7 protein-coding genes and 2 tRNA genes are annotated in these 7,898 nt (G+C 65.0%); 4 read left to right on the top strand and 5 right to left on the bottom strand.

What is annotated here, in order from left to right:
• Positions 1 to 110: 110 nt before the first annotated feature.
• Positions 111 to 902 (top strand): hydrolase 1, exosortase A system-associated, encoded by a 792-nt coding sequence (locus ABWP09_RS02155; protein ID WP_353203522.1) that lies wholly within the window; start codon positions 111 to 113, stop codon positions 900 to 902.
• 172 nt (positions 903 to 1,074) lie between these two features.
• On the opposite strand, the gene trxB is transcribed toward ABWP09_RS02155, so the two are convergent.
• From trxB to ABWP09_RS02130, 5 genes are all read right to left on the bottom strand, one after another.
• The gene (trxB, locus tag ABWP09_RS02150; protein ID WP_353203521.1) at positions 1,075 to 2,040 is read right to left on the bottom strand and encodes a thioredoxin-disulfide reductase; all 966 of its coding nucleotides are present in this window, start codon (positions 2,038 to 2,040) and stop codon (positions 1,075 to 1,077) included.
• A 101-nt stretch (positions 2,041 to 2,141) separates the two neighbouring features.
• Positions 2,142 to 2,522, bottom strand: coding sequence for a VOC family protein (locus ABWP09_RS02145; protein WP_353203520.1), 381 nt, complete (start codon positions 2,520 to 2,522; stop codon positions 2,142 to 2,144).
• A 116-nt stretch (positions 2,523 to 2,638) separates the two neighbouring features.
• Positions 2,639 to 2,715, bottom strand: a tRNA-Met gene (locus ABWP09_RS02140).
• Between the two features lie 65 nt (positions 2,716 to 2,780).
• Entirely contained in the window at positions 2,781 to 3,302 is a 522-nt protein-coding gene (locus tag ABWP09_RS02135) for a 2'-5' RNA ligase family protein (protein ID WP_353203519.1), read from the bottom strand.
• Positions 3,299 to 5,245 (bottom strand): potassium transporter Kup, encoded by a 1,947-nt coding sequence (locus ABWP09_RS02130; RefSeq protein ID WP_353203518.1) that lies wholly within the window; start codon positions 5,243 to 5,245, stop codon positions 3,299 to 3,301. The genes ABWP09_RS02135 and ABWP09_RS02130 overlap by 4 nt, the downstream gene beginning before the upstream one ends.
• 162 nt (positions 5,246 to 5,407) lie before the next feature.
• Here ABWP09_RS02130 and ald point away from each other — a divergent pair, with 162 nt between their 5' ends.
• The 3 genes from ald (at position 5,408) to ABWP09_RS02115 (ending at position 7,898) form a co-directional block, all read left to right on the top strand.
• On the top strand, positions 5,408 to 6,514 hold the full coding sequence (gene ald, locus ABWP09_RS02125) for an alanine dehydrogenase (RefSeq protein WP_353203517.1): 1,107 nt from the start codon (positions 5,408 to 5,410) through the stop codon (positions 6,512 to 6,514).
• A gap of 38 nt (positions 6,515 to 6,552) precedes the next feature.
• The gene (locus ABWP09_RS02120; protein ID WP_353203516.1) at positions 6,553 to 7,806 is read left to right on the top strand and encodes a chymotrypsin family serine protease; all 1,254 of its coding nucleotides are present in this window, start codon (positions 6,553 to 6,555) and stop codon (positions 7,804 to 7,806) included.
• A gap of 15 nt (positions 7,807 to 7,821) precedes the next feature.
• Positions 7,822 to 7,898 (top strand) — tRNA-Pro (locus ABWP09_RS02115).

Here is a 7,898-nt window from a genome sequence, read left to right as displayed (position 1 = left end):
CCCGCCGACCGCCACATCCCCGGCACGCCGCTGTGGCGGCGGGCAGAGCCCGACAACGACCCTGCCCTCGCCGCCCTCCTCGCCAACGACATCGCCGACTGGATCGCAACATGCGAAGGGTGATGTCCTTCCCGTGTGCGGGCGATACGCTGTTCGGGACGCTGGACACCCCCGACAATGGGGCTCCCGGCAAAACCGGGCTGCTGATCGTCTCGGGCGGCAATGAAATCCGGATCGGGGCGCATCGCGGGATGGCGTTGCTGGCGCAACGGCTGGCAGCGCGCGGCATTCCGGTGTTTCGCTTCGACCGACGCGGGATCGGCGACTCGACCGGCAGCAATGGCGGCTTCCTGTCGTCCGGCCCCGATATTGGCGGTGCCGCCGCGACGTTCAGCGCGGAGGCCGGGATCGAACGGCTGGTGGCGTTCGGCAATTGCGATGCCGCGACCGCGCTGGCGCTGTTTGGACAGACCGCCGGGATTGACCGGCTGATCCTCGCCAATCCCTGGGTGGTCGAGCCGACCGATGATCTCCCCCCCGCCGCCGCGATCCGCAGCCGCTATGCCGAGAAACTAAAAGACCCGCGAGAACTGTGGCGGCTGGTTAGCGGTGGGGTGAATATCGCGAAGCTGGCCAAAGGGTTGACACGGGTTGCTGCTACGCCGTTTGAACCGAATACGCTAACGCTGCGCGTCGCCACCGCGCTGGAGCGCTGGCACGACCGCGCCACGATCCTGCTCGCAGGCGGCGATGCGACCGCGATCGCCTATCGCGATGCGATTGCGCGGACCGGGCTGACGCTGCCGACTTTCACGCGCGACACGCCATCGCACAGCTTCGCGCGTGAGGGGGATGCGGCGTGGCTTGAGGAGCGGATCGTGGCGGCGTTGGGGCAGCGCTGAGTTTCGCGATATGCGGCTTCCCACATGCTACCACCCCGGCGAAGGCCGGGGCCCAGTAGCGCGGCAGAATCAACCGCTGACTGCACTCCATTACCTCCGCCATTGCGGCTGGGCCCCGGCCTTCGCCGGGGAAGCGTAGGTTAGGGAAGCGTAAGATACGACGGAGCGCGCCCTACTCCGCTGCCTCGGCCAGCTCGAACGCAGCTTCCGCGAGGAACTTCTCGGCATCGAGCGCCGCCATGCACCCCGTCCCCGCCGCCGTGACCGCCTGACGGTAAATCTTGTCCATCACGTCGCCGCACGCAAAGACGCCGGGCACACTCGTGCGCGTCGACCCCGTCTCGACGCACAGATAATGGTCGGCATCGAGCTGCAAATGCCCGCGGAACAGCTCGGTCGCCGGATGATGCCCGATCGCGACGAAGCCGCCCTCGGTATCGAGCCGCGATTTTTCGCCGGTCACCGTGTCGATCAGATCGATCGCGACGAGGCCCGCCGTGCCGCCGCCATCGACGAACTCGGCGACTTCCTTGTTCCACAACACCGTGATGTTTTTGTGCGCGAACAGCCGTTCCTGCAGGATGCGTTCGGCGCGCAGCGTGTCGCGGCGGTGGATCAGCGTCACGTGCGGGCTATGGTTGGTGAGGTACAGCGCTTCCTCGACCGCGGTGTTGCCGCCGCCAATGACGGCGACGTTCTTGCCGCGATAGAAAAAGCCATCGCACGTCGCGCAGGCACTGACGCCCTTGCCCTTCAGCGCTTCCTCGCTGTCGAGCCCGAGCCATCTGGCCTGCGCACCCGTTGCGATGATCAGCACGTCGCCTTCGTAAATGTCGCCGCTATCGCCGACCAGCCGGAACGGACGCCGCGTCAGGTCGACCTCAACCACCGTATCGTACAGCAGCGTCGTGCCGACATGCTCGGCCTGTTTCTGCATTTGCTCCATCAGCCACGGGCCCTGGATGACGTCGGCGAAACCGGGATAATTCTCAACATCGGTGGTCGTCATCAACTGCCCGCCGGGCTGGATGCCCTGGACGAGGATCGGCTTCATTCCGGCGCGCGCCCCGTAAATGGCGGCGGACAAGCCAGCCGGGCCGGAGCCGAGGATCAACATGCGGGTGGTATGGGTGGTCATGGTCGCTTTCTTACCTGTCGTGCCGCTTATCCGGGGCGGCGGGCCGACCGGTTACATGGACAGCGGCGGAGCGACACGCAAGAGCCGCTCCGCCCATATCGTTACGCCGGGATGCGGTGCATCGCGCAAACCTTATTACCCGCCGGATCGCGCAAATAGGCGAGGTACAGCTTGCCAAAGGGACCCTCGCGTACGCCGGGATCGGCTTCGATCGCCGTGCCGCCATTGGCGACACCGGCGGCGTGCCAGGCGTCGGCTTGTTCGGGCGAGGCCGCGGCAAAACCGATCGTGCCGCCATTGGCGTGGCAGGCCGGTTCGCCGTCAATCGGCTTGGTCACCAAAAACAGGCCGCCGCCATGCATGTAGACGATACGGCCGTTATTTTCGGATCCGGCGCGGGCACCGAGCGCGCCGAGCGTCGCGTCATAGAATTTGCGTGATGCGTCGAGATCATTCGATCCGACCATGATGTGGCTGAACATGGACAATCCTCCCCTGGAATCCGCCGCGCCGATGCAGCGGCGTCGCCGTCGCGCTAGCCCATTTCGGACCCGCGCGAAACTGCGGATCGGTGCCTGAAAACCGCGCGTCGACGGGGTGGTAGCGAAGGAGGGATTTGAACCCCCGACCCCAGGATTATGATTCCCGTGCTCTAACCAACTGAGCTACTTCGCCATGCCAGCGCCGGGGTGAACCCGACGTTTGCGAGGCGCGGGCTATAGGAATGCGTGCCCGAGCGGTCAACCTCGAACTTGGGCGAACATATGCCGCGACAGCGCTTCCCATGGTCCGCCGCGATACCACCACGTCGCCAAGCCGGCGATTCGCACGTCACGCGGGCGAAAATCGCACTCGAGCGCGGCCTGCAGCGCCTTGGCAGCGGCGGGGTCGACCTTGTTCTGGATCGTCACATGCGGACGCCAGCCAGCACGGTCCTGCGGCGTCAGCAGCGTGGCGAAAGCATCGGCGAGTCGGTCGCGAACATCCTCCAGCGCGGGCGAGTCGATCCGGAAAGCGACGCCGCGACCGAGCGAGATCAGCCCGGCGATTCGCGCATCCGGAGCCGGCACACCCTTGGTTTCCGCGACCAGCCGTTGTTTGAGCTCGCGCTCCAGGCTCGGCGCAAGGTGCTGGAACATCGTCAGATGCGCCTTCAACTGATTGCGATCGGGCGGAAAATGCCGAACGCGCAGTGCATCAAAGAACGCCGTATCGGCCGCACCGAACAGCGCGGTTACGATGATAGGCGCGGCTTCGCTCAAATTTCGAGCTGGCTGCCGAGTTCGACCACGCGGTTGGTCGGCAAGCGGAAGAATTCCATCGCGCTTTCGGCGTTGCGCAGCATCCACGCGAACAGCTTTTCGCGCCAGATCATCATGCCCGGATGCGACGAGGCGAGCAGCGTCTGCCGCGACAGGAAGAAACTGGTGTCGATCATCCGGAAATCCGCGCCGCAGCGGTGCACATTGGCGAGCGCGGCCGGCACGTCGGGCTCCTCGATAAAGCCGTATTTCAGCACCATCCGGTGGAACCCGGCGCTCAAATCCTCGAGCGAGCAGTGTTGCCCTTCGGCGACGTACGGCACATCGGCGATCTTGATCGTCAGCAGGATAATCCGCTCGTGCAGCACCTTATTATGCTTGAGGTTGTGGAGCAGCGCATGCGGCACGCCATCGGGCGACGACGTCATGAACACCGCCGTCCCCGGCACGCGCGTGGCCGAGGTCGCGGCGGACTGGATGAACACCTTGATCGGCATCGCCGATTCGCGCATCCGGTCGATCATCAGCTGTCGCCCCTTCGACCACGTCGTCAGGAAGGTGAAGATGATGAAGCCGACAAGCAGCGGGAACCAGCCGCCCGACGGGACCTTGTTCAGGTTCGCGGCAAAATAGGCACCATCGACCACGAAGAAGATGGCAAGGAGCGGGACCGAATAATAGACCGGCCAGTTCCACAGCTTGAACAGCACCACCGTCAACAGACACGTGTCGATCAGCATCGCCCCGGTCACGGCGATGCCATAGGCCGAGGTCAGGTTCGACGACGTGCGGAAGAAGACGACCAGCAACAGCACCATCACCAGCAGCGCCCAATTGACCAGCGGGATATAAATCTGCCCCGCCGTCGCGGCACTGGTATGTTCAATCCGCAGCCGCGGGATGAAACCGAGCTGGATCGCCTGCTGCGTCACCGAAAACGCGCCGGAAATGACCGCTTGCGACGCGATGCAGGCGGCGGCCGTCGCCAGAAACACCAAGGGCAGCCGGAAATTCTCGGCGGCCAGCATGTAGAAGGGGCTTTCGAGTGCCGGAGCGCCGACGCGCGACAGCAACGCGCCCTGCCCCATGTAATTCAGCATCAGCGCGGGCAGCACGAAGAACAGCCACGAAACACGAATCGGGTTGCGGCCGAAATGCCCCATATCGGCGTACAACGCCTCCGCGCCGGTCACCGCCAGCACGACCGAGCCCAAAGCGAGGAACGCGCGCAGCGGATCGAGCGCAAAGAATTCGACCGCATAATGCGGCGAGAATGCCCAGAGGATCTCCGGGGTTTGCGCGATGCTCAAAACGCCAAGCGTTGCGATCACCGCGAAATAGAGCAGCATCACCGGGCCGAAGAACAGGCCGACGCGCGCGGTTCCGCTGCGCTGGATGTAAAACAGGCCGATGATGATCGCCATCGCGATCGGCATGACCAGCTTGCCCAGGCCCGGCGACGCGACCGCGAGACCCTCGACCGCCGACAGCACCGACACCGCCGGCGTGATCATCGAATCCCCGTAGAACAACGCGGTGGCGAACACGCCGAGCAGGATGATTCCGCGTGACCACCGCTTATTCTTGGTCTTGCCATTGACCAGGGCGAGCAGCGCCAAGCTGCCACCCTCGCCCTTATTGTCGGCGCGCATGATGACGGTGACATATTTAAAGGTCACGACGATCATCATCGACCAGAACATCAGGCTGATCACGCCAAAGATATGTTCCGAATCAAGCGCGAGCTTGTGGTGACCGGCAAAGGTTTCGCGCATCGCGTAGATCGGGCTCGTGCCAATATCGCCGAACACGATGCCGATCGCACCGAGCGCGAGTTTCGCGAGGCCATCCTTGCCACGCCCGTGGCGATCGCCATCAGCGGAGGCGAGATCGCCGTCGGACGCGGCGGCCCCCTTGCCGACGCTAGGCTGAACGATGCTCACGCGGCAGCTATTCTTGCCGGAATTTCATGGCGATAGATCATGGATGACGGCAACGTTCAAGGCCCCGATGGAACGGCACACTAGCATGCACCCCTTGCCCCCGCAACGCCATCTGTGGCAGCGCACGCTTCAGTAGTTTCAAACGAAACCGGAGTCGATCTGATGCGTGTGGGCGTCCCCAAGGAAATCAAGAATCACGAATATCGCGTCGGGCTGACCCCGCCGTCGGTATCCGATCTCGTCGCGGCGGGTCACGCTGTGATGGTCCAGACAGGCGCTGGCCTCGGCATCGATTTCGAGGATGCGGATTATATCGCGGCCGGCGCGACGATCCTGCCCGACGCGGCAGCGGTGTTCGCGCAGTCCGACATGATCGTGAAGGTCAAGGAACCGCAGCCGAGCGAAATCGCGTTGCTCGAGCCGCGCCATGTGCTCTTCACCTATCTCCACCTCGCCGCCGATAAGCCACAGGCCGAGGGGTTGATGGCATCGGGCGCGACGTGCATCGCCTATGAAACGGTCACCGCCAACGATCGCTCGCTCCCGCTGCTCAAACCGATGTCGGAAGTGGCCGGGCGCATGTCGGTGCAAGTCGGCGCGCATTATCTGGAGAAGGAACAAGGCGGTCGCGGCATCTTGCTCGGCGGCGTGCCGGGCGTGGCCCCGGCCAAGGTCGCGATCCTCGGCGGCGGCGTGTCGGGCGTCAACGCCGCGCAAATGGCGGTCGGGATGCGCGCCGACGTGACGATCTACGACATTTCGAACGCGCGCCTTGCCGAACTCGACATGTTTTTCTCCAGCCAGATCAAGACCGCTTATGCCAGCAAGGCGGCGATTGCAGCGGCGGTAAAGAGCGCGCATCTGGTGATCGGCGCGGTGCTCGTCCCCGGTGCCGCAGCGCCCAAATTGGTCACGCGCGAAATGGTCAAGACGATGAAGCGCGGCAGCGTGCTGGTCGACATTGCGATCGATCAGGGCGGCTGCTTCGAGACCAGCCACGCGACGACGCATCAGGACCCGGTGTTCGAAGTCGACGGCGTGATCCATTATTGCGTCGCCAACATGCCCGGCGCGGTTGCGCGCACCTCGGCGTTCGCGCTCAACAATGCGACGCTGCCGTTCGCGCTGAAGCTTGCCAATCTTGGCGCCGAGGCCGCGATGAAGGCCGATCCGCACCTCGCCAACGGACTCAACGTCTACAAGGGCAAGATCGCGTATAAGGCGGTGGCGGACGACCTCGATTTGCCGTTCGAGGCGTGGGTCGGCTGAGGCTCGCCCGGGCGCGGCGAAACTGGTATAGCCGCCGCGTGCGGATCGCTGCCCTCGTCTTTGCCCTGCTGATCGCGCCGGTTGCGGCATGGGGTCAGGCACCGCCGGTTGCGGTGCCGGCCGGATTGGAAACCGAGGCAGAGTCGCTTGCACGCGATGCGGCGGAATATGCCCGACAATTCGGCGTATCGCAGGACGAGGCCAGCGCGCGGCTGGGCGCGCAGGATGCGAGCGTCGCCGCCACCGACGCCATTGCCGAAACCTATCGCGACCGGCTTGCTGGGATCGCGATCGAGCATCGCCCGGATTACCGGATCGTGGTGTACCTCACCGGCAGCGATGCGGTACCCGATCAAACACTGACCACCGATGCGAAAACGGTTCCGATCGTGTTCCGCACCGGCGCGAAGGTCACGCGCGAGCGCGTGATCTGGGCGATGACCTATCATCAGGCCGCGATCCGCGCTGCGCTGCGTGCGCCGCCGGGGATGGGGCTCGATCCACGCACCGGCGAGCTGGTCGTCATCATCGGCAACCTCGATGCCGCCGACGGCACCGCTGTCCTGAAGGCCCGGCTCGAGGCGATTGCGGGCGCGCCGGTGCAAATCCGCGTGCTCAACCATGTCGACGTCAATCTCGCGCCCGGCGCGCGCCCCGAAGGCGGTGCGCGCGTCGAGGGAATCAGCCCGGACGACCGCAAACGCTATCTCTGCACCACCGGCTTCAACGTGACCGATGGCGTGCGCAGCGCCATCACCACCGCGGCGCATTGCCTCGATCAATTGAGCTACCGCGATCCGCAAGGGGCCAGCGTGCCGCTCGCCTTTGTCGGGCAATGGGGCTGGGGCTATCACGACGTGCAGATCAACACGGCCCCTGCCCCCTTGGCCCCGACCTTCTACGCCGACACCGCCAAGACCCGGCTGCGCGCGGTGACCGGGCAGCGCAGCCGCACCAGCACGCGCGCGGGCGATTTCGTTTGCCATCGCGGCGAGCGCACCGGGTACAGCTGCGCCGAGGTGCAACTGACCGACTTTGCACCGGCGGGCGATTTGTGCGGCGGCCCCTGCCTGCCGACCTGGGTGACGGTTGCCGGCCCCACCTGCAAGGCCGGCGACAGCGGATCGCCGGTCTTCACCGGCACCACCGCGCTCGGCATCCTGAAAGGTGCGAGCTATCGCAGCGACGGATCGTGCGCTTTCTATTTCTACATGTCGCTCGATTACCTGCCGCAAGGCTGGTCGGTGCTGCGCGTCGATCCATCGCTTGCACTAACGGCCGCGCCCCTCTAAGCGCGTCGCTCGCGTCGGGGAGTGGCGCAGTCCGGTAGCGCGCCTGCTTTGGGAGCAGGATGTCGCAGGTTCGAATCCTGTCTCCCCGACCA

It is taken from the genome of Sphingomonas sp., from assembly GCF_040398505.1.
In the GTDB taxonomy this organism is placed as follows: Bacteria; Pseudomonadota; Alphaproteobacteria; order Sphingomonadales; family Sphingomonadaceae; genus Sphingomonas.
This window is presented reverse-complemented; position numbering and strand designations above follow the sequence as displayed.

Excerpts from the sequence above, each read along its gene's own strand:
- ABWP09_RS02155 (WP_353203522.1), top strand. The coding sequence starts at position 111 with ATGCGAAGGGTGATGTCCTTCCCGTGTGCGGGCGATACGCTGTTCGGG.
- ABWP09_RS02145 (WP_353203520.1), bottom strand. The coding sequence starts at position 2,522 with ATGTTCAGCCACATCATGGTCGGATCGAATGATCTCGACGCATCACGC.
- ald (WP_353203517.1), top strand. The coding sequence starts at position 5,408 with ATGCGTGTGGGCGTCCCCAAGGAAATCAAGAATCACGAATATCGCGTC.
- trxB (WP_353203521.1), bottom strand. The coding sequence starts at position 2,040 with ATGACCACCCATACCACCCGCATGTTGATCCTCGGCTCCGGCCCGGCT.